Consider the following 19825-nt stretch of genomic DNA (forward strand, 5'->3'; position numbering starts at 1 on the left):
GCTGAAAGCGGCGGCTCGGGGCCGCCGCCGTAGGGCGTGATCGAGCGTGCGGGTTAGCGGCTGCGCGGCGCGCCGCGCAGCGGATCAGGCGGATCAACCCGGATCGCGCGACTCCAGCGTGTCGCCATGCCGGCCTGCGCCACCAGCAAACCGGGCAGCGCCCGCCATGCCTTCTTCGAACACCGCCCGATAGCCGCCGGCGCCCTCACGCTGCAACGCTTGCGCTAAATCGTCGAGCGTGCTGTTTTCCAGTACCGAGCGGCGGTCGGCCAGCAGCGCCGCTTGGGGAAAGGCGGCGAGTTCCGCGGCCAGCTGTTCGGCTGCCGCGCGCGCCGTGCCCTTCCTGACGACGCGGTTCGCGAGTCCCATCGCGAGCGCTTCCTCGGCGTTCACCGCACGGCCGGTGAGGATCAGGTCCAGCGCTTGCGATAGCCCGATCAAACGCGGCAGCCGGATCGTGCCGCCGTCGATCAGCGGGATCCCGACGCGCCGGCAGAACACGCCGAGCACCGCATCGTCCTCGACGACGCGCAGATCGCACAGCGCCGCCAGCTCCAGGCCGCCCGCCACCGCGTAGCCGGCAATCGCCGCGACCACCGGCTTGCTGAATGCCATGCGCGTCGGTCCCATCGGGCCGGGGCCGCTGCCGTCGGCGTGCAGTTCGTTGCGGCGCGTGTCGTCGGCGAGCGCGCTGAGGTCCGCGCCGGCGCAGAAGGTGCCGCCCGCGCCGAACAGCACGGCTGCGCGCCATGCGGGCTCCGCCTCGAAGCGGCTGAACGCGGCGCGCAATGCATCGGCGACCGGTCGGTCGACGGCATTGCGGCGCTCCGGACGCTCCAGCACGATGGTGGCGACGCCGGTGTCCGCGTTGGCTTCGATGCGCACGTATTCATTGAAGTTTTGGAGGGCTATCATCGTCTGTATTCCAGAAAAAACTTGCCTGAAAGTTCGCCGAAGTTCAGCGTCCGCGCGTTCGTGCCGGGCGCTCATGCAGCGGGCTCATGCAAAAGAATTAAACCGGGGGGCTGTCATGCTTCTTTCACAATCGGCTCGTAGCGTGAGCGCTCTATTCACGCGCTGGCGTTTTTTCGCCAGCTTATCGAGCCTGCCTTTGCCCTTGTCCAATTCATCGTCTGCCGCCGGGCCGGCTTGCCCCCCGGAGGGACTTCCTTCGGGGCGTGCCGAAACGGTCTGGATCGTGCCTCTGCACGATCATCCATGGTACGACCACGTGCGCCTGAAACGCGTCTTCGTCACCGACGGCACGCGCCATCAGGTTGTGTTGGTCGACCTGCGCAAGCTGCTCGCCTGCGCGGATCGCGACAACACCGACTACGTCCTGAAACCGGTCGCCGAGTGGCACTCGGGCAAGGTGCGCGGCATCCGCGAGTTTCTCGACCCCGAAAGTCCGCGCGTTCCGCAGATGCCGTACGTGACGATCTCGACGCGTCGCGCGCCGGGTTTGCTGGGCTGGCTGGGTCTGGAGCGCGAAGGCGTGGTGGCGTTTCGCAATGGTCAGCACCGCGCGCGCTATCTGGCCGACGCGGGCGCGCGCTGGTGTCCGGTGGAAGTGCACGAGCGCGAGGCGGTGCTGCTGCGCGAAATCTGCGGCGCGGCCGACGATGCCCGCACCGCGATCCGCGCGGTCCCGCTCGGCAGCGAGGGCGGCGCGTAGCGTCCAAAGCCCGCCGCTTCTCGCTTGCTGCCTCAGGCCTGGTCCGCGGCGCGCACCGCGTTGCGCGGCGTGCCGGCCTGCCATGCCGCGACGTTGCCGAGCGTGGTCTGCGCGATCTCGTTCATCGCCTCGCGCGTGAAGAACGCCTGGTGCGCGGTCACGATCACGTTGGGGAACATCAGCAGACGCGCGAGCACGTCGTCCTGCAACGGCAGATTCGAGTGATCCTCGAAGAAGATGCCGCCTTCTTCCTCGTACACGTCGAGCCCCAGATTGCCGAGCTGGCCGTCCTTCAACGCGCCGATCAGCGCATTCGCTTCGACGAGGCCGCCCCGGCCGGTGTTGACCAGCATCGCGCCACGCTTCATTTTCGCGAGCGCGGCGCCGTCGATCAGATGATAGGTGGACGGCAACAACGGACAGTGCAGGCTGACCACGTCGGATTCGGCGAGCAGCGTGTCGAGCGGCACGTAGCGCGCGCCGAGCGCGAGCAGGTCGTCGGCGGGCGTGCCCGGATCGTGCGCGAGCACCCGCATGCCGAAGCCCGCCATGATGCGCCCGAACACGCGGCCGATCATGCCGGTGCCGATCACGCCCACGGTCTTGCCGTGCAGATCGAAGCCGAGTAATCCATGCAGCGAGAAGTCGCCCTCGCGCGTGCGTGCGACCGCGCGCGGCAGCCGCCGGTTCAGCGCCAGAATCAGGCCGACCGCATGTTCGGCGACCGCGTGCGGCGAGTAGGCCGGCACCCGCACGATCGGTATGCCGAGGCGCTCGGCCGCCGCGAGGTCGACGTGATTGAAGCCCGCGGAGCGCAACGCGATCAGGCGCGTGCCGCCCGCATGGAGCCGCTCCAGCACGGCGGCGTCGACGTGGTCGTTGACGAACGGGCACACCACTTCGCAGCCTTGCGCGAGCACCGTGGTGTCGGCGTCGAGGTGCGATTCCTGAAAGTGAAGTTCGTAGCCGTGCGCGGCGTTGGCTTCGGTGAAGGTATCGCTGTCGTACTGGCGGCTGCTGAACAGGATCATGCGCATGTCGGACTCCCAAGAAGAGTGCCCGTGCGACGACACGGACTCATCGCGCGGCAGGCGGGCGGTTCAGTAAATCACGCGTTCATCGTAATCGCCGCGTGGCGCAATGCGTAGCGCCAATATGCGGGTTTTACCGAAGATCGAGTTTCCGTGAAGTCGATTCGCTGTAATAAAAATCACATTGACAGCCGTGCCGAACTGCAATATTGGTTCGAAAAAGCATGTTGAATCATGCTGTAAGAAATTGGCCATCAGCAGATTATGTCTTTTTCACGGCGGTAGGCAACATCGCGAGGAAAAAGTGACTGTCGAGCCAGAGGAACCGCCTTCCCGTATCGTGGCGGCGGCACGGTGTGTGCGTCGCGCCGGCCATTGCGCCATCGCCTTGCCATAAGCCCGTCAGCCCGCATTTCACTGTTACTGCAGTGGGTCAGCTACCAGGCACCAGGTACACGTATTGGCCTGATTCATTGGGTCAGTCCGGTTTATTCGCTTCATGCGGTTTTCGGCCTTTTGCTAATAATTTCGTTAATCGGCGAGCCAACATGATCGGTGAATTGCTGAGATCGCAACCGGAGATCGCGCTGTTTGCAAGCCTTGCAATCGGATATTTTATTGGTTCGTTTCGCGTCGGCCCGATTCAGCTCGGCGGCGTTTGCGGCACGTTGATCGTGTCATTGGTATTGGGTCAAACGGGCGTGCGGCTCGCGCCCGATCTGAAGAACATCGCGTTCGCGCTGTTCATCTTCGCGCTGGGCTTCACCGGCGGTCCGCAGTTCTTCGCCAACATTGGCCGGGGCTGGCGCTACGGCGTGTTGTCGGTGATCGAGATCGTCTCCGTGCTGGTGCTGATCCTCATCGCGGTGAGCGTGCTGCGGCTCGATATCGGCACGGCGGCCGGCTTGCTGGCCGGCGCGGCAACCGAGTCGGCCGTGATCGGCACCGCATCCGAGGCGATCGCCAAGCTCGGTCTCGCCAACTCCGAGACCTTGCGCCTGCAGGCCAATATCGTGACCGCGTACAGCGTGAGCTATCTGTTTGGCCTGATCACCATCGTTCTGTTCACGAGCCAGTTCGCGCCGCTCTTGCTGCGTATCAATCTGCGCGACGAAGCCGAGCGCGTGTGGCGCAAGCTCGGGGGTGCCGGCGCGTTCAGCGAGGGGCAGCGCGCGGCCGCGCCGGCGCTGGTGGGCCGCGCGTTTCGCGTGCGCGCGGCGGCCGGCGTCACCGTTTTCGCGTTCGAGCAGCAGTACGGCTTCAATCTCACCATCGAGCGGATTCAGCGCGACGGCGCGAACCTGCCGGTCGAACCGCAACTGCGTCTTGCGGCGGGCGATCTCGTGCTGGTGGCCGGGCGGCGCGCGGCGGTCGTCGAGGCGGCAAGCAGTCTCGGCGAAGAAGTGGACGGCGCCGCGCTCGGCCAGGTTTTCGCGGAGCGCATCGACGTGGTGTTGACGAACAGCGACGCGCACGGTTTGACGATCGCCCAGCTGCGCGAGCGGGCCAAGCCGGAAGACGGACGCGGCGTCTACATCGCGGCCGTCACGCGGCTCGAATCGACGGTGCCGGCGCTGCCCGGCACCGAACTCAACCGCGGCGACGTGTTGACCCTGGTCGGCGCGAAGGCCGACGTCGAGCGCGGCGCGAAACGCCTCGGCTATGTGCTGGCCTCGACCCAGAAAACCGACTTCGTCTATCTCGGCCTGGGAATCCTGGTCGGCATGGCGATCGGCCATCTCGGCGCACGGATCGGCGGCGTGTCGATCGCGCTCGGCACGGGCGGCGGCTGTCTGCTGTCCGGGCTGCTGTTCGGCTGGATCCGTTCGCGCTATCCGCTGATCGGTTCGCTGCCTTCGGCCGCCGCGCAGATTCTCAAGGACTTCGGGCTGGCCACGTTCATCGCGGCGGTGGGTTTGTCGGCGGGACCGGACGCCATCAAGCTGGTGCGCGAATACGGGCTGGCGTTGCCGGTGGCCGGAATTCTGATGGTGCTGGTGCCGGGCCTGCTGTCGTTGTGGATCGGTCACCTGTTTCTCAAGCTGGAAGCGCCGATGCTGCTCGGCGCGATCGCCGGCCAGCAATGCAGCACGCCGGCGATCAGCGCGCTGGTCGGCGTGACCGGCAACTCGACCCCCGTGATCGGCTACACGATCACCTACGCACTGTCGAACATCCTGTTGCCTTTGATGGGTCCCGTGGTGGTGGGCCTTGCCGGCAAGTTCAGCTAGGCGCCAGGGAGCCACGCTGGGCGCCGCGGCTGGCGCGCCGTTAATCGCTGCGCGCGGCGCTCCGGCAGCACGCCAGCGGCAGCAAGTGGCACGCCGCCACGCCGTTTGCACGAGCAGCAACCAGTACTGAGCATCGCCAATTATTCAGCGAGGACACGATGGACTGGCTACATCACATCTTTCAGAAATCCCCCGAGATCGCGCTGTTTCTGTCGCTCGCGGCGGGCTACTTCATCGGGCAGATCAATTTCGGCAAGTTCCAGCTGGGCGGCGTCGGCGGCTCGTTGCTGGCGGCGGTCGTCATCAGCCAGGCGGGTGTGACGATCGACAACGGCGTGAAGGCGGTGATGTTCGCCGTGTTCATCTACGCGGTCGGCTACGACTCCGGGCCCGGCTTCTTCAACTCGCTGAACCGCAAGACGCTGCGCGAAATCGCGATGGCGGTGTTTCTCGCCGTCAGCGCGCTGATCACCGTCGTGGTGTGCGCGAAGCTGTTCCATCTGAATAAAGGACTCGCGGCCGGGCTCGCCGGCGGCGCGCTGACGCAATCGGCGATCATCGGCACGGCGGGCGATGCGATCGCGCGCCTGGGTCTGCCGGCCGATCAGGTCAAGTCGCTGCAATCGGACGTGGCGATCGCCTACGCGGTGACCTACGTGTTCGGCTCGCTGGGCGCGATCATCGTCTGCGTGAACATCCTGCCGAAGTTCATGGGACAAGGCTTGCGCGAAGCATCGGTCGAAGCGGAGCGCGAGCTGGCGGCAGGCGCGCCCTCGCGCGGGCCCGGGCAGATCCTAGCGTTGCCCGAGCTGGTGGGGCGCGCGTACAAGATCGACGTGAGCGCCGGCAAGACGGTCAAGGCCGTCGAGACGCTGCACGAGGACTTTCTGACGATCGAGCGCATCAAGCGCGACGGCAAGACGCTCGAGCCGACGCCCGATCTGGTTTTGCAGCCCGACGACGTGGTGCTGGTGGTGGGCCGCCGCGAGGCCGTGGTCGCGTTCGGCGCGAACGGCAACGAGGTCGCGGACGCGGGCGGGGACATGGGCGTCGTCATGCAGACGCGCGAAGGCGTGTTCACGCGCAAAGGCATGAACCACACGACGCTGGCCGCCGCTCGCGAACTCGTGGACCGCGATATGCGCCACGGCGTCTACATCCAGAACATCACACGCGCGGGCCAGCCGCTGCCGATCCTGCCGGAAACCAAGGTCGAGCACGGCGACGTGATCACCTTCTACGGTTCACCCAAGGACACCAAGCGCGCGGTCGACGCCGCCGGCTACGAACTGCCGTACAGCAACAAGACCGACTTCATCTACATGGGCGTCGGCCTCGTGCTGGGCCTGCTGATCGGGCTGATTGTGATCAACGTGGCGGGCATTCCGCTCACGCTCGGCTCGGGCGGCGGCTGTCTGCTGGCCGGCCTGCTGTTCGGCTGGATGCGCGGCAAACATCCGATGTACGGCGCGATGCCGTCGGCCGCGTCGCAATTGCTCAAGGACTTCGGTCTTGCCGCGTTCGTCGCGGTGGTGGGCCTGAACTCCGGCTTGCAGGCGGTGGTGACGGTCAAGCAGAGCGGTCTGACGATCTTCCTGCTCGGCGTGTTCGTCACGTTGTTCCCGCTGCTGCTGACCATGCTGTTCGGCCGCTACGTGCTCAAGTACAACAACGCCGCGATCCTGGCCGGTGCGCTGTCCGGCTCGCGCAGCGCGAACCCGGCCTTCGGCGGTGTGCTCGACAAGGCGGAAAGCGCGGTGCCGACCGTGCCGTTCGCGATCACATATGCGATCGCGAACGTCGCGCTGACGTTGCTCGGCCCGCTGGTGGTCGGGCTCGTGTAGCGCACGCGAGCATCGTCTCTGTTACGCCGGCGCAGCGGGCTATCCATCGCCGGCCTGGCGTCATTCACCTGGCTCATTGGAGAACGCATCATGGCAAAAGAGAAGGGCGACAAGAAACACTCGGACATGGCGCAAGCGGGTCTGGCTGCGCTCAGTCCGTTCGAACTCAAGGACGAACTGATCAAGGCCGCCGGCGGCAGCGCGGTGGAGCGGCCTGCCAACGCGGCGATGCTCAACGCCGGGCGCGGCAATCCGAATTTTCTCGCGACGATCCCGCGCCACGGCTTCTGGCAACTCGGCCTGTTTGCGATGCGCGAGTCGGAGCGCTCGTTCGCGTTCATGCCGGAAGGGGTGGGCGGCTTCCCGCGGCGCGATGGCCTCGGAGAGCGCTTCGATCTGTTCCTGCGCGAAAACAAGGGCGTGCCGGGGATCGACTTCCTGCGCGGCGCGGTGTCGTACGTGCGCGATCAGCTCGGCTACTCGGCTGGCGACTTCCTGTATGAGATGTGCGAGGGCATTCTCGCGTCGAACTATCCGGTGCCGGACCGCATGCTCAAGCTGTCCGAGCTGATCGTCGGCCAGTATCTGCGCCGCGAGATGATCGGCAATCATCCGTTCGTCGGCGAGTTCGATGTGTTCGCGGTGGAAGGCGGCACGGCGGCGATGACGTATATCTTCAACACGATGCGCGAGAATCACCTGATCAAGGCGGGCGACACGATCGCGCTCGGCATGCCGATCTTCACGCCGTACATCGAGATTCCGCGCCTGAACGATTATCGGCTGAACGTGGTGAATCTGGACGCCGATGTCGCCAACGGCTGGCAGTACTCGAAGCAGGAACTCGACAAGCTGCGCGACCCGAAGGTGAAGGCGTTCTTCCTCGTGAATCCGAGCAACCCGCCGTCGGTGAAGATCAGCGACGAAAGCCTTCAGTACATCGCCGACATCGTCAAGGAACGGCCCGACCTGATCCTGCTGACCGACGACGTGTACGGCACCTTCGCGGACAACTTCGTGTCGCTGTTCGCGCTCGCGCCGAAGAACACCATCCTCGTGTATTCGTACTCCAAGTATTTCGGCGCGACCGGCTGGCGCCTCGGCACGATCGCGACGCATCGCGACAACGTGCTCGACAAGCTGATCGCCGAACTGCCGAAGGACACGAAGAAGCAGTTGCACGAGCGCTACGAGTCGATCACGACCGAGCCGGACAAACTCAAGTTCATCGACCGCCTGGTGGCCGACAGCCGCACGGTCGCGCTGAATCACACGGCGGGCCTGTCGACTCCGCAGCAGGTGCAGATGGTGCTGTTCTCGCTGTTCTCGCTGATGGACACACCCGACGCGTACAAGAACGCGCTCAAGCGCCTGATCCGCAGCCGCAAGCGTGCGCTTTACGAAGAAGTAGGCATCACATTCGACGACGACGATCTCAATCAGGTCGACTACTACACGATTCTCGACATCGAATTCCTTGGCGAAAAGATGTTCGGACGCGACTTCGTCGACTGGCTGCTGAAGAACACCCAGCCGTCCGAGCTGCTGTTCCGTCTCGCGCGCGAGGCGCGGGTGGTGCTGCTGCCGGGGCGCGGATTCGGCACGCAGCATCCGTCGGGGCGGGTGTCGCTCGCGAACCTCAACGAATCGGACTACCGCTTGATCGGACGCGCGCTGCGCAAGCTGATCGAGGACTATGTCGAGCGTTTCAATGCCGCGACCGGCAAGCAGCTCGACAAGACCAAGGTGAAATGACGCCAGGCTTTGCGGCGCGGTTCATGCGGCGGCGCATGAACCGCGCGCCCACGCACAGTCAAAAAACTTGCGCAATCGCGCGGATCAGTGAATGATCGGACGAGTGGCCTCCCCGGCGTCATCGCCGGCGAGGCCACGCGTTCCTTGGTGTCCTGACATTCACGTACCGATCATGCCGATTTCATCCATGCCTACCGTTGCATCCGCAGTGCCCTGTCCGGTTGTCGAATCGCTCGACGCCATCCTTCCCGAAGAGCCGCTTCTGATGATGGGCGCCGGCCCCGTGCCGATTCCCGCCGCCGTCGCCAAGGCCAACACGATCGTGATCAATCACCTGGGCGGCACGATGGTGAAGGTGATCGCGCAGGTGAAGACGATGGCGCGCTATGTGTTCCAGACGCAATCGAAGTGGGTGCTGGGCGTGGCAGGGCCGGGATCGGCCGCGATGGAAATGGCCATCTCCAATCTCGCCTGGGAAGGCACGCGGGTGCTGTGCATCAAGAACGGCTTCTTCAGTGACCGGATGGGCGAGATGGGCCGGCGCGTCGGCGCGCGGGTCAGCACGCTCGAAGTCGCCGACCGCACGGTGGCGAGCCTCGAACAGATCGCCGAGGCGATGCGCCGCGAGCGGCCGGAGATCGTGACGGTGGTGCAGGGCGAGACGTCCAACACCGTGTGGAATTACCACCTGAAGGACATCGCGGCGCTCGCGAAAGCGGCGGGCGCGCTGGTGATCGTCGATGCTGTGTGCACGTTGAGCACGATGCCGCTGGAAATGGACGCCTGGGGCATCGACGCCGTGATCACCGGCGGACAGAAGGGCTTGTCGTCGATTCCGGGGGTGTCGTTGATCGCGTTTTCCGACGCCGCCTGGGCGCGCGTGAAGGGGCGCACGGCGCCGAACGCCCATTGGTGTCTGGATGCGTCGCTGGCAGAGAACTTCTGGCATAACGCCGGGTATCACTACACCGCACCGGTGTCCGGCGTGCTCGCGTTGCACGAGGCGTTGCGTCTCGTGTGCGCCGAGACGCTGGAAAAGCGCTTCGCGCGGCACCTGAAATGTTCTCTGGCTTTGCAGGACGGGGTGACGGCGTTGGGCTTGCAGCTGTATGCGCCCGCGGCCTGCCGGTTGAATTCGGTGGTCGGCATCGAGGTGCCCGCCGGGCTGAGTCCCGCGGATGTGTGCGCGCATATTTCGCGGCAGCACCAAGTGGAAATCTCCGGCTCGTTCGGATTGCCGATCGTTCGGATCGGCCAGATGGGCGAGCAATGCCGCGAACACAATCTTTTCCGCACCGTGCACGCGCTCGGCAGGACGATGGTGGACCTCGGCGTGAAAGTCGATTTGCCGGCCGGCGTAGCGGCGCTCGAACGAGGGTTGTCGGAAGGGAAATAGGTTGATCGGCCTGCGCGCCGCGCAGGCCGGTCAACCCGTCCCGTCACAATGCCGCGGGCAAATTGGTCACCTTCGCATTGCGCAGATAAAGCATGGTGGAAAGCGCCACGGCCAAGGCTGCGGCAATCGCGGCGAACAGAAACACCGACTCATACCCGAACTCCCCGGCGATATACCCGGCCAACGGCCCGGTAATGCCCAGCGAGAGATCGAGGAACACCGAATAAGCCGACAACGCCGCGCCCCGGCTCGCGGGCGGCACGAGCCCGACCGCCTCCACGCCGAGCGCCGGGAAGACCAGCGCAAAGCCGAAGCCGGTCAACGCCGCGCCGGCCAGCGCGACATGCGGCTCGGGCGCGAGCCACAGCATCAGCAAGCCGGCGCACTCGAACGAGAACGACGCGATCGCGACGCGAAAGCCGCCGTAAGTCTTGATCGTGTTGGCGAACAACAGGCGCGCGCCGATGAACAGCGTGCCGAACACCGTCAGCGACAAAGCCGCATTCGGCCAGTTCTTCGCTGCATAGAACAGCGTGATGAAGGTGGCGATCGAGCCGAACCCGGCGGACCCCAGCGCAAGGCCGAGCCCATGCGGCAGCACGCGCGTGAACACGCTGCGGTACGACATCCGCTCGCCATGGACGATCGGCACCGGTGCGATCAGGCGAGCCAGATAGTAGCCGAGCGCGGCCAGCACGATCACCACGATTCCAAGCGCGGCAAAGCCGGTCGCGTGTGTGAGCGCGACGCCGAGCGGCGCGCCGATCGCGAGCGCGCCATACGTCGCGATGCCGTTCCATGAAATCACCCGCGCGTTGTTGCTGGTGCCCACCCGGCCGATGCCCCACAGAATTGCGCCGGTGCCGCACAGGCTTTCGCCGAAGCCGAGCACGAGGCGGCTGCACACCAGCAGCGTGAGGCTCAAGACCGGCCAGCGTCCGCACAGCACGGCCAGCAACAGCAGCACACCGCTCGCGCCACACCCCAGCAGCCCGATCGACACCGTGCGCTTGGGCCCCAGCGTGTCCGCCGAACGGCCGGCGAGCGGCCGCGAGGCCAGCGTCGCGAGGTATTGCACGCTGATCGCCGCACCCGCCAGTACCGCGCTATAGCCGAGATCGCCGTGGACGTAGCCGGGCAGCACCGCGAGCGGAATGCCGATCGTCAGGTAGCAAAGAAACGTAAAAAAGACGACCGGAATGATCTGCATGGTCGTCGCAAATTCGCTACGAGGTGGCGCGGAGTCGGTGGACATGGGGAAAACGAGACTTGAAAACAGCGGGAAGGCGTGATTTTCCCATGGAACCGATTCTCTTGCAGAAGTTGCTTAATTATTCGTCCGACCAAATCGTGGTCGTCGGCTCACATAGTGGGCAATGTGGCCTTTTCAGCGCCCGGAATTTTGACCGGCGCCGCGGCATGTCATGATTTTCGCTGACCATAAAACCGCAGAAATCGGCGATACACGGCAAAAATCCCCGTCCGACATAAGCCGACCTGCTCTCAAATCGGCCTCTATATCGTTTTGCGAATATGTCCCCCATGCGAAGCGCGCTATGGGTTGGCTTTATTAACGGTGATAGTTTTCGAACCATTGCTGCAGCACGTCCCCACGGACACAGAACATTCGAGAGTAACGAGACATGACTGAGCCGATTCGCTTCTACCACCGCAACGCGATCCGCGAGATCAAGGACGCGCCCGTCACCCGCACCGTGCTGCAGTATCTGCGCGAGGACGCGCATTGCACCGGCACCAAGGAAGGCTGCGCCGAAGGCGACTGCGGCGCGTGCACCGTCGTGCTCGGCGAGCGCAACGAAGCGGGCGGCGTCGACTTCAAGGCGGTCAACGCGTGCATCCAGTTCGTGCCGACGCTCGACGGCAAAGCGCTCTACACCGTCGAGGACCTGCGCCAGCCGGACGGCTCGCTGCATCCGGTGCAGGAAGCGATGGTCGAATGCCACGGCTCGCAATGTGGCTTCTGCACGCCGGGCTTCATCATGTCGATGTGGTCGCTGTACGAAAAGCACGGTCACGAGCAGAGCTGCGCGAACCGCACGGTGCCCTCGCGCGAAGCGATCAGCAATGCGCTGACCGGCAACCTGTGCCGCTGCACCGGCTATCGGCCTATTGTCGATGCGGCCGTGCGCATGTTCGACGCGCCCGCGCCGAAAGCGCCGGTGAACGTCGCCGCGCTCGCCGCGACGCTCGCCACGCTCGAACGCGACGACACGTTCCACTACGAGCACGCCGGCCAGCAGTTCGACGCGCCGCGCACAGTCGACGCGCTCGCGAACATCAAGCAAGCCCGGCCGGACACGCGCATTCTTGCCGGCAGCACCGACATTGGCCTGTGGGTGACCAAGCAGATGCGCGAGTTGGGCAACATCGTCTACGTCGGGCAGATCGCCGAATTGCAGAAGCTCGAAACCAATGGCGAGTGGATCGAGATCGGCGCCGGCGTGAGCGTCGAAAGGGGCTATGCGGAGATCGCGAAGCAGTATCCGGAACTGACCGAAATGTGGCAACGCTTCGCGTCGCTGCCGATTCGCAATGCCGGCACGCTCGGCGGCAACATCGCCAATGGTTCGCCGATCGGCGATTCGATGCCCGGCCTGATCGCGCTCGGCGCACGCGTGATCGTGCGCGGCGGCGAGGTCGAGCGCGAGATGCCGCTCGAAGACCTGTACCTCGCGTATCAGAAGAAGGACATGGCGGAGCATGAATTCGTCGTCGGGCTGAAGGTGCCGACACGCAGCGGCGCGCGCGAAAAACTTCAGTTCCGCACCTACAAGCTCTCCAAGCGCTTCGATTCGGATATCTCGGCCGTGTGCGCGGCGTTCGCGTTCATCGCCGACGGCAGCCAGATCCGCGAGCCGCGCATCGCGTTCGGCGGGATGGCCGCCACCTCCAAACGCGCGACTCACGCCGAAGCCGTGCTGCGCGACGCCGAATGGCACGAAGCCACCGCCCAGGCCGCGATGCTCGCGCTCGGCAACGACTACGCGCCGCTCTCCGACATGCGCGCGACCAGCAACTACCGGCTCGAAGCCGCAAAGAACACGCTGTACCGCTTCTGGCTCGAAACGCGTCCGCACAATCCGCTGCCGAGAAGCGCGCTCGATGTGCGCGCGGTAGCAGCGGCATGCGCGCCGGCCGGTGCGAGCGCCTGATACGCGGCAAGCCTACGAAGGATACGGAGAACACCACAATGAATCAGCAAGCCGAGCCGTTCCTGAAAGACCTTCAGGATCTCGACGACTTCACCCAGGTCCACGTGTCGCGTCCGCACGAGTCCGCGCATCTGCACGTGAGCGGCCGCGCCACCTACACCGACGACATCCCGACGCTCGCCGGCACGCTGCACGCCGCGCTCGGGCTGTCATCGAAAGCGCATGCAAAGATCGTGTCGATCTCGCTCGACAAGGTGCGCGCCACGCCCGGCGTGGTCGCGATCTTTACCGCCGACGACATCCCCGGTGCCAACGACGTGGGCCCGATCATCCACGGCGACGATCCGATTCTCGCCGGCGGCGTCGTGCAATACATTGGTCAGCCGGTCTTCATCGTGGTCGCGACGTCGCACGAAACGGCGCGTCTGGCCGCGCGCCGCGCCGAAGTCGTCTACGAGGAATTGCCGGCGGTTCTGACCGCGCAGCAGGCGCGCGCCGCGAACCAGTACGTGTTGCCGCCGATGAAGCTCGCGCGCGGCGAAGCCGGTACGAAGATCGCGCGCGCCGCGCGTCGCGAGGCCGGCGAGATGCTGCTTGGCGGCCAGGAGCAGTTCTATCTGGAAGGGCAGATTTCGTACGCGGTGCCGAAGGACGACGACGGCATGCACGTCTACTGTTCGACGCAGCACCCGACCGAAATGCAGCACCTGGTTGCGCATGCGCTGGGCGTCGCCTCGCACAACGTGCTGATCGAATGCCGGCGGATGGGCGGCGGCTTCGGCGGCAAGGAGTCGCAATCGGCGCTGTTCGCGTGCTGCGCGGCGCTCGCCGCATGGAAGCTGCTGTGCCCGGTGAAACTGCGCCCGGACCGCGACGACGACATGATGGTCACCGGCAAGCGCCACGATTTCCACTACACGTATGAAGTGGGCTACGACGAGCGCGGCGTGATCGACGGCGTGACGGTCGACATGACGTCGCGCTGCGGTTTCTCCGCTGACCTGTCCGGTCCGGTGATGACGCGCGCGCTGTGCCACTTCGACAACGCGTACTGGCTGTCGGACGTGACGATCGACGGCTTCTGCGGCAAGACCAACACGCAGTCGAACACCGCATTTCGCGGCTTCGGCGGCCCGCAGGGCGCGTTCGCGATCGAGTACATCCTGGACAACGTCGCGCGTTCGGTCGGCGAGGATTCGCTCGACGTGCGCCGCCGCAACCTGTACGGCAAGACCGAGCGCAACCAGACGCCGTACGGCCAGATCGTCGAAGACAACGTGATCCACGAACTGATCGACGAACTTGAGGCGACCAGCGAGTACCGCGCGCGCCGCGCGGCGATCAACGAATTCAACGCGAACAACGAAGTGCTGAAGAAAGGGCTCGCGCTGACGCCGGTCAAGTTCGGCATCGCGTTCAACGTGACGCACTTCAACCAGGCCGGCGCGCTCGTGCACATCTATACCGACGGTTCGGTGCTGGTGAACCATGGCGGCACCGAAATGGGCCAGGGCTTGAACACGAAGGTCGCGCAGGTCGTCGCGCACGAACTGGGCGTCGGCTTCAACCGCATTCGCGTGACCGCCACCGATACCAGCAAGATCGCCAACACGTCGGCGACGGCGGCATCGACGGGCTCGGACCTGAACGGCAAGGCCGCGCAGGACGCCGCACGACAGTTGCGCGAACGCCTCGCGGCCTTCGCCGCCGAGCGCTTCGGCGCGGGGCAGGTGAGCGCTGCGGACGTGCGCTTCGCGCACGACCGCGTGGTGGTCGGCGACCTGGCCGTGCCGTTCGAAGAGGTCGTCGCGAAGGCTTATCTCGCGCGTATCCAGCTGTGGTCGGACGGTTTCTACGCGACGCCGAAGCTCTACTGGGATCAGTCGAAGCTGCAAGGCCGGCCGTTCTACTACTACTCATATGGCGCGGCGGTGTCGGAAGTGGTGATCGACACGCTGACCGGCGAAATGCGCGTGCTGCGCGCGGACGCGTTGCACGACGTGGGCGCGTCGCTGAATCCGGCGCTCGACGTCGGTCAGGTGGAAGGCGCGTTCATCCAGGGAATGGGCTGGCTCACGACTGAGGAGCTGTGGTGGAACGAGGGCGGCAAGCTGATGACGCACGCGCCGTCCACTTACAAGATTCCGACCGTCAACGATACGCCGCCGGACTTCCGCGTGCACCTCTTCAAGAACCGCAATGCCGAGGACAGCATCCATCGCTCGAAGGCGACCGGCGAGCCGCCGCTGCTGCTGCCATTCTCGGTGTTCTTCGCGGTGCGTGACGCGGTGTCGGCGGTGGGCGACCACAAGGTCAATCCGCCGCTGAACGCGCCCGCGACCAGCGAGGAAATTCTCAAAGCGGTCGGCGCAGTGCGGGCCGCCGTTGCGGCCACGCGGCAATGAGCGCGGCGGCGGGCGGGACAAAAAACGGAGCACGCCGCAAAGCAAAAACAGCGTGCACAATCTACTCACTGGGATGATCGCTATGAACGATTTCTCGTCCGTTCAGATCGGCCGGCGCAGCGCCGTGCCGATGCCGCGTCCGGCGCCGATGCACATTGTGCTGTTTGGCGCGGGGCATGTCGGGCATGCGCTCGTCAGGCTGCTCGGCAGCTTGCCGTGCGTGGTCCAGTGGGTCGACGAGCGCGACGAACTGTTCCCCGACGAAACGCCCGCCAACGTGCAGATCGAAGCGACCGACACGCCCGATGCGATCGTCGATACGGCGCCGCCCGGCGCCTACTTCCTCGTGATGACGCACAACCATGCGCTCGATTTTTCGCTCGCCGCACGCATCATGCGGCGGCGCGATTTCACGTACTTCGGCATGATCGGTTCGAAGACCAAGCGCGTGAAATTCGAGCGGCGTCTGCTCGAGCGCGGCGTGGAGCTGGACCGGCTAGTGGAGATGACCTGCCCGATCGGGGTGGACGGCATCGTCGACAAGGCGCCGTCGGCGATCGCGGTCGCGGTGTGCGCGGAGTTGCTGCAGATCAGGACGCGCCAGGTGGTGGCGCAGGCCGCGACGCAAAATTTTTGCGCGACTGTTTGACGAGGGCGGCGCCGCTACAGACTTTCACGAGAACGCGGCAGCAGATGCGGGCATCTGAAGCCAAACGCCCGCGCCGCAAAAAGCTTCACTTCTGCCTGCCCGGCCCTGCGCTCTGCCGCGGCCGCTTCGCGCGCCGCACCTTCTGCGCGACCAATCCATCCGACACCTGGGCCATCAACGTGCGCAACCAGCCGACATCGCTCGGCCGATCCGGATGCGGATGCCATAGCTGATAACACTTGATACGCGGAAACGCGATCGGCACATCGACCACCGCGAGCGGCAGCATGTTGGCGTAGTGCGTCGCGAAGCGGCGGGTCGTCGTGAAGATCAGATCCGATTGCAGCAGCGTCTGCGGCACGAGCCCGAAGTAGGGCAGCGTGGCGACGATGCGCCGGGCCGCGTGGGCCCGCGCGAAACCCGTGTCGATCGCGCCGCCGCGCGCGCCGCTGTACGGCGTCGGCGCGAGATGCGGCGCGGCAAGATACGCTTCGCGAGTCATTGGCGCGCGGGTCAGCGGATGATCGGCGCGCATCAGGCAGACGACCGTGTCCGAGAACAGATCGCTGCGTTCGAAACGCGGGTCGGGCTTCGGCCAGTTGCCGATCACCAGATCGAGTTCGCCGGCGTCGAGCGCGGCGCAATGATCGAACAGCGGACCCAGCGATTCGATTTCGAGCCGCGCATGCGGCGCCGCTTCGCGAAACTGCGCGATCACGGTCGGCATGAAGAAGTCGTTCAGATAATCCGGCGCGGCCACGCGGAAAGTGCGCCGCGAGCGGGCGGGATCGAAATCGCCGTGCGGCGTCGCGACGAAATCGACTTCGCGCAGCACGCGCTGCGCGGACGCGAGCAGCGATTCGCCATACTCGGTCGGCACCATCCCTGATTTGCCGCGCACGAGAATCGGATCGTTCAGCGTCTCGCGCAGCTTGCGCAGCGCGGTGCTGATCGCGGGCTGGGTTTGATTCAGACGCAGCGCGGTCTGCGTGACGCTGCGCTCGACCAGCAGCGTGCGCAGCACGCGCACGAGCCAGATGTCGAGTGAGGCGGCGGAGTCGTCGTCATCCATGATTTGAGCGTGGCCGTGCGGGCGCAGCGGGCCCGGATCAGGCGTCGGGCGCAACCGCTTCGCAACACCGCCCGCGTGTGGGCGCAAAAGGTTATAACCTTAGGCCCGTTTGCGGTGTAGCGGCATAGCGGGCGCGGTATGGCCGGCATCAGCGGCGCGCTTTCGACGCGATTTTGCTGGAGCCGATGCCAAAGCCAGACCGCAACGCCGCCTGCCTGCCTCGCGCGAAGCTTTCGCGTCGCTCATGCCTTTGCTACTCCAGCGCCGGCTTCTCCGAGACTCCCGAAGGCAGCGAGCTGATCCGCTTCACTTCCCCCGATTCGAGCCAGTTCGGTGTGCGCGCGCAGTACAGCACCATCGGCAGCGCGTCCTCGCCCCAGAACAACTGATCGTTCAGACGAAACGTCGGTACGCCGTATACGCCCAGGCCGATCGCATCCGCTGTATTGCGTTGCAATTGGGCCATCACCGCTGCGCTCCTGATCAGCTCCGGGCCGTCCGGCATGCCGACGCGATCACACAGCTCGGCGAAGGCGGCGTCGCTCGACGGGTCACGGCCTTCACGCCAGATGAAGCGGAAAATTTCGCGCACGAAGTTGATGTCGCCGTCCGCGGCGGTGGCAAGCAGCAGCGGCTTCATCGAATCGAACGGATGGGCCGGCGGCATCTTGTACGGAATGCCGAGCTGCTCCGCGCGAAACAGCGCGTGCCGGTACATGAAGGTGCGCTTCGCGGGCACGCTGTAGGCCGGCCGCTGTCCCCAGTGGTCGTACAGGTCGTTCAGCACGACCGGTGTGAACACGAAGTCGAAGCCAGGCCATTTGTCGTGTTGCTCGAGCAACAGATAGGTGAACGGCGAGACAAAGTCGTAAAACCACAGCGGTTGCTTGGCGTCGATGCCAACGGTCATAAATGTCTCCCGGATTGCCTGTTTTTGACGATGCGTCTGCTAGAACGTCAAAATTGTAACGATCTTACGCGGTGCAGCCACGGCTTGCACCGGTCAATTAGGGTTTGGCGTCCGTGGCGCTGGCGTCGGCGGTGTTGCCGGGCGCGGCGCCGGCCTCGTTGGGTTCGTTGCGCTCGTTTGACCGGCGATCCGGCTCGTGGTCCGGGCGCTTGCGCGACTCCAGATCCGGGGCGTCGCCCAGGCGGCCGGCCGCTTTTTCATCCGCTTCGTCCGCTTCGTCATCCTCTGATTGATCCGCGTCGTCGCGCTGCGCATCGCGGCTTTGCATGAGCCGCCGGCGCACGAAGCCGATATGCTCGCGCAGTACATAAAACTGATCCGCATACGCGAGCGGCATCTTCAGCCCGTTGACGGACTCCTCGATCGCGTCGAGCCGTTCGATCAGCGACGCGCGCTCGGTCGCCGAGTGCTCGCTGAGCGCGCTGCGCTCGATTGCGATCAGCGAACCGTACCAGCGATAAATGCGCGACTTCACCCGCCATGCATACAGCCCAGGCACGATGCGCAAGGCCGGCACCAGCAGCACGACCAGCGGCACCACGATCACCAGCAGCCGGTCCGCGAGACTCGCGATCCAGAACGGCAGTGTCCGGTACAGGAAGCTCTTGCCCGACTTGTAGTAGCGCGCGGCGTCGTCGCTGATGGGGAAGTCGTGTGCGAGCGGCGCGGGGAATTCGCCGGCGCGCTGCATGATGGTCGCGCGGCCGTGCACCTCGCGCGCGGCTTCGATCAGCAGATCCGACAGCGCGGGATGCAGCGAATCGCGCGCCACGAGTTCGGCAGTCGGCGCGACCATGTTGATCGACGTCGACGGCAGATTCTTGCCGAGATCGAACGCGCCCATCGGCATCGTCAACTGGGTCAGGTACGGGAAGCGGCGCGTATAAGCGTAGGCCTGCGAGAAATCGTAGAAACGCACGTTCGGCGTGCGATACAGCTTGCCCATCACCGCCGGCTGCGCCGAATCGCCGGCGAGGAAGGCCGCGTCGACCTTGCCGGCGATGAGCGCGTCGGCGGCGTCGTCGCCCGACAGCGGCAGCAGTTTGGTCGCGCCGCCCGGCACGATGCCGTTGGCCTTGAGCAGGGCGAGCGCAAGTTCGCGCGTGCCGCTGCCTTCGGCGCCGACCGCCAGCCGCTGGCCCTTGAACTCCGAGAGCCACATCACGGGCGGGCCGTGATAGAAGACCGCCAGCGGCACATACGCGACGCTGCCGAGTGACATCAGGCCTTTGCTCGCCGCGTTGGGCGCGACGCCGTCCTGCACGAAGCCGACATCGACGTTCGTGTTCAGGTCTGAGAGCCGCTTGAGATTCTGTAGCGAACCTTCCGAGGTCAGCACGTTCAGCGTGATGCGGTTGCGCGCCAGAATCGCCTTGTACTTCTGCGCGGCGTTCCAGAAGGTGCTGCCTTCGGGGCCGGCGGTGATCGTCAGCGTGCTGGGGGGCGCGGGCTGGATCAGCCGCACGGCGGCCCAGATGGCGACGATGGCGAGCAGCAACAGCGGCCCGAACGAGACCGCAAGATCGCGCCAGGAGATCGCGACGAAGCGGGCGACGAGACGGGGAGGGTTTTTGCGGCCGGAGGCTGGCTTCATCGGATTTGCTCCGAGAAACCCCGTCCTTCA

General features: G+C 65.4%; 14 protein-coding genes. 8 read left to right on the forward strand and 6 right to left on the reverse strand.

Annotated features, from left to right (window positions below; translation table 11 throughout):
• Window positions 1-93: 93 nt before the first annotated feature.
• Window positions 94-915 carry a crotonase/enoyl-CoA hydratase family protein gene (locus tag FVF58_RS44745; protein ID WP_149675998.1) on the reverse strand — a complete coding sequence of 274 codons (822 nt, stop codon included), beginning with the start codon at window positions 913-915 and terminating at the stop codon, window positions 94-96.
• Window positions 916-1030: 115 nt separating this feature from the next.
• On the opposite strand from FVF58_RS44745, the gene FVF58_RS44750 reads away from it, so the two are divergent.
• Window positions 1031-1675 (forward strand): plasmid fertility inhibition factor family protein, encoded by a 645-nt coding sequence (locus FVF58_RS44750; protein ID WP_149675999.1) that lies wholly within the window; start codon window positions 1031-1033, stop codon window positions 1673-1675.
• 32 nt (window positions 1676-1707) lie between these two features.
• Here FVF58_RS44750 and FVF58_RS44755 read toward each other — a convergent pair whose 3' ends face one another.
• The gene (locus tag FVF58_RS44755; protein ID WP_149676000.1) at window positions 1708-2712 is read right to left on the reverse strand and encodes a 2-hydroxyacid dehydrogenase; all 1005 of its coding nucleotides are present in this window, start codon (window positions 2710-2712) and stop codon (window positions 1708-1710) included.
• Window positions 2713-3254: 542 nt separating this feature from the next.
• Here FVF58_RS44755 and aspT (FVF58_RS44760) point away from each other — a divergent pair.
• The 4 genes from aspT (FVF58_RS44760) (at window position 3255) to FVF58_RS44775 (ending at window position 9932) form a co-directional block, all read left to right on the forward strand.
• On the forward strand, window positions 3255-4937 hold the full coding sequence (aspT, locus tag FVF58_RS44760) for an aspartate-alanine antiporter (RefSeq protein ID WP_149676001.1): 1683 nt from the start codon (window positions 3255-3257) through the stop codon (window positions 4935-4937).
• A 158-nt stretch (window positions 4938-5095) separates the two neighbouring features.
• Window positions 5096-6781, forward strand: coding sequence for an aspartate-alanine antiporter (gene aspT, locus FVF58_RS44765; RefSeq protein WP_149676002.1), 1686 nt, complete (start codon window positions 5096-5098; stop codon window positions 6779-6781).
• 90 nt (window positions 6782-6871) lie between these two features.
• A complete protein-coding gene (locus tag FVF58_RS44770) occupies window positions 6872-8536 on the forward strand; it encodes a bifunctional aspartate transaminase/aspartate 4-decarboxylase (RefSeq protein ID WP_149676003.1) in 1665 nt (554 codons plus the stop codon).
• Window positions 8537-8723: 187 nt separating this feature from the next.
• On the forward strand, window positions 8724-9932 hold the full coding sequence (locus FVF58_RS44775) for a pyridoxal-phosphate-dependent aminotransferase family protein (protein WP_246217504.1): 1209 nt from the start codon (window positions 8724-8726) through the stop codon (window positions 9930-9932).
• Between the two features lie 43 nt (window positions 9933-9975).
• Here FVF58_RS44775 and FVF58_RS44780 read toward each other — a convergent pair whose 3' ends face one another.
• The gene (locus tag FVF58_RS44780) at window positions 9976-11187 is read right to left on the reverse strand and encodes an MFS transporter (protein ID WP_149676005.1); all 1212 of its coding nucleotides are present in this window, start codon (window positions 11185-11187) and stop codon (window positions 9976-9978) included.
• Between the two features lie 388 nt (window positions 11188-11575).
• Here FVF58_RS44780 and xdhA point away from each other — a divergent pair, with 388 nt between their 5' ends.
• From xdhA to xdhC, 3 genes are all read left to right on the forward strand, one after another.
• Window positions 11576-13105 carry a xanthine dehydrogenase small subunit gene (xdhA, locus tag FVF58_RS44785; protein WP_149676006.1) on the forward strand — a complete coding sequence of 510 codons (1530 nt, stop codon included), beginning with the start codon at window positions 11576-11578 and terminating at the stop codon, window positions 13103-13105.
• 38 nt (window positions 13106-13143) lie between these two features.
• Complete coding sequence (xdhB, locus tag FVF58_RS44790; RefSeq protein ID WP_149676007.1) at window positions 13144-15510, forward strand: xanthine dehydrogenase molybdopterin binding subunit; 2367 nt, start codon at window positions 13144-13146, stop codon at window positions 15508-15510.
• An 82-nt stretch (window positions 15511-15592) separates the two neighbouring features.
• Window positions 15593-16159, forward strand: a complete 567-nt coding sequence (gene xdhC, locus FVF58_RS44795) for a xanthine dehydrogenase accessory protein XdhC (protein WP_149676008.1) — start codon at window positions 15593-15595, stop codon at window positions 16157-16159.
• Between the two features lie 85 nt (window positions 16160-16244).
• On the opposite strand, the gene FVF58_RS44800 is transcribed toward xdhC, so the two are convergent.
• From FVF58_RS44800 to FVF58_RS44810, 3 genes are all read right to left on the reverse strand, one after another.
• A complete protein-coding gene (locus FVF58_RS44800) occupies window positions 16245-17231 on the reverse strand; it encodes a LysR substrate-binding domain-containing protein (protein WP_149676009.1) in 987 nt (328 codons plus the stop codon).
• Window positions 17232-17484: 253 nt separating this feature from the next.
• A complete protein-coding gene (locus FVF58_RS44805; RefSeq protein ID WP_149676010.1) occupies window positions 17485-18141 on the reverse strand; it encodes a 2-hydroxychromene-2-carboxylate isomerase in 657 nt (218 codons plus the stop codon).
• A 97-nt stretch (window positions 18142-18238) separates the two neighbouring features.
• Window positions 18239-19795, reverse strand: a complete 1557-nt coding sequence (locus tag FVF58_RS44810) for a TAXI family TRAP transporter solute-binding subunit (protein WP_149676011.1) — start codon at window positions 19793-19795, stop codon at window positions 18239-18241.
• Window positions 19796-19825: the final 30 nt, after the last annotated feature.

Origin of the sequence: Paraburkholderia panacisoli (genome assembly GCF_008369935.1) — a bacterium.
Classification (GTDB): domain Bacteria; phylum Pseudomonadota; class Gammaproteobacteria; order Burkholderiales; family Burkholderiaceae; genus Paraburkholderia; species Paraburkholderia panacisoli.

What these genes read in the sequence shown, in the direction of transcription:
- FVF58_RS44750 (WP_149675999.1), top strand. Translation starts at nt 1,031, where the DNA reads ATGCTTCTTTCACAATCGGCTCGTAGCGTGAGCGCTCTATTCACGCGC.
- aspT (WP_149676001.1), top strand. Translation starts at nt 3,255, where the DNA reads ATGATCGGTGAATTGCTGAGATCGCAACCGGAGATCGCGCTGTTTGCA.
- FVF58_RS44810 (WP_149676011.1), bottom strand. Translation starts at nt 19,795, where the DNA reads ATGAAGCCAGCCTCCGGCCGCAAAAACCCTCCCCGTCTCGTCGCCCGC.
- FVF58_RS44755 (WP_149676000.1), bottom strand. Translation starts at nt 2,712, where the DNA reads ATGCGCATGATCCTGTTCAGCAGCCGCCAGTACGACAGCGATACCTTC.
- FVF58_RS44800 (WP_149676009.1), bottom strand. Translation starts at nt 17,231, where the DNA reads ATGGATGACGACGACTCCGCCGCCTCACTCGACATCTGGCTCGTGCGC.
- xdhB (WP_149676007.1), top strand. Translation starts at nt 13,144, where the DNA reads ATGAATCAGCAAGCCGAGCCGTTCCTGAAAGACCTTCAGGATCTCGAC.
- xdhA (WP_149676006.1), top strand. Translation starts at nt 11,576, where the DNA reads ATGACTGAGCCGATTCGCTTCTACCACCGCAACGCGATCCGCGAGATC.
- FVF58_RS44770 (WP_149676003.1), top strand. Translation starts at nt 6,872, where the DNA reads ATGGCAAAAGAGAAGGGCGACAAGAAACACTCGGACATGGCGCAAGCG.
- FVF58_RS44805 (WP_149676010.1), bottom strand. Translation starts at nt 18,141, where the DNA reads ATGACCGTTGGCATCGACGCCAAGCAACCGCTGTGGTTTTACGACTTT.
- aspT (WP_149676002.1), top strand. Translation starts at nt 5,096, where the DNA reads ATGGACTGGCTACATCACATCTTTCAGAAATCCCCCGAGATCGCGCTG.
- FVF58_RS44745 (WP_149675998.1), bottom strand. Translation starts at nt 915, where the DNA reads ATGATAGCCCTCCAAAACTTCAATGAATACGTGCGCATCGAAGCCAAC.
- xdhC (WP_149676008.1), top strand. Translation starts at nt 15,593, where the DNA reads ATGAACGATTTCTCGTCCGTTCAGATCGGCCGGCGCAGCGCCGTGCCG.
- FVF58_RS44775 (WP_246217504.1), top strand. Translation starts at nt 8,724, where the DNA reads ATGCCTACCGTTGCATCCGCAGTGCCCTGTCCGGTTGTCGAATCGCTC.
- FVF58_RS44780 (WP_149676005.1), bottom strand. Translation starts at nt 11,187, where the DNA reads ATGTCCACCGACTCCGCGCCACCTCGTAGCGAATTTGCGACGACCATG.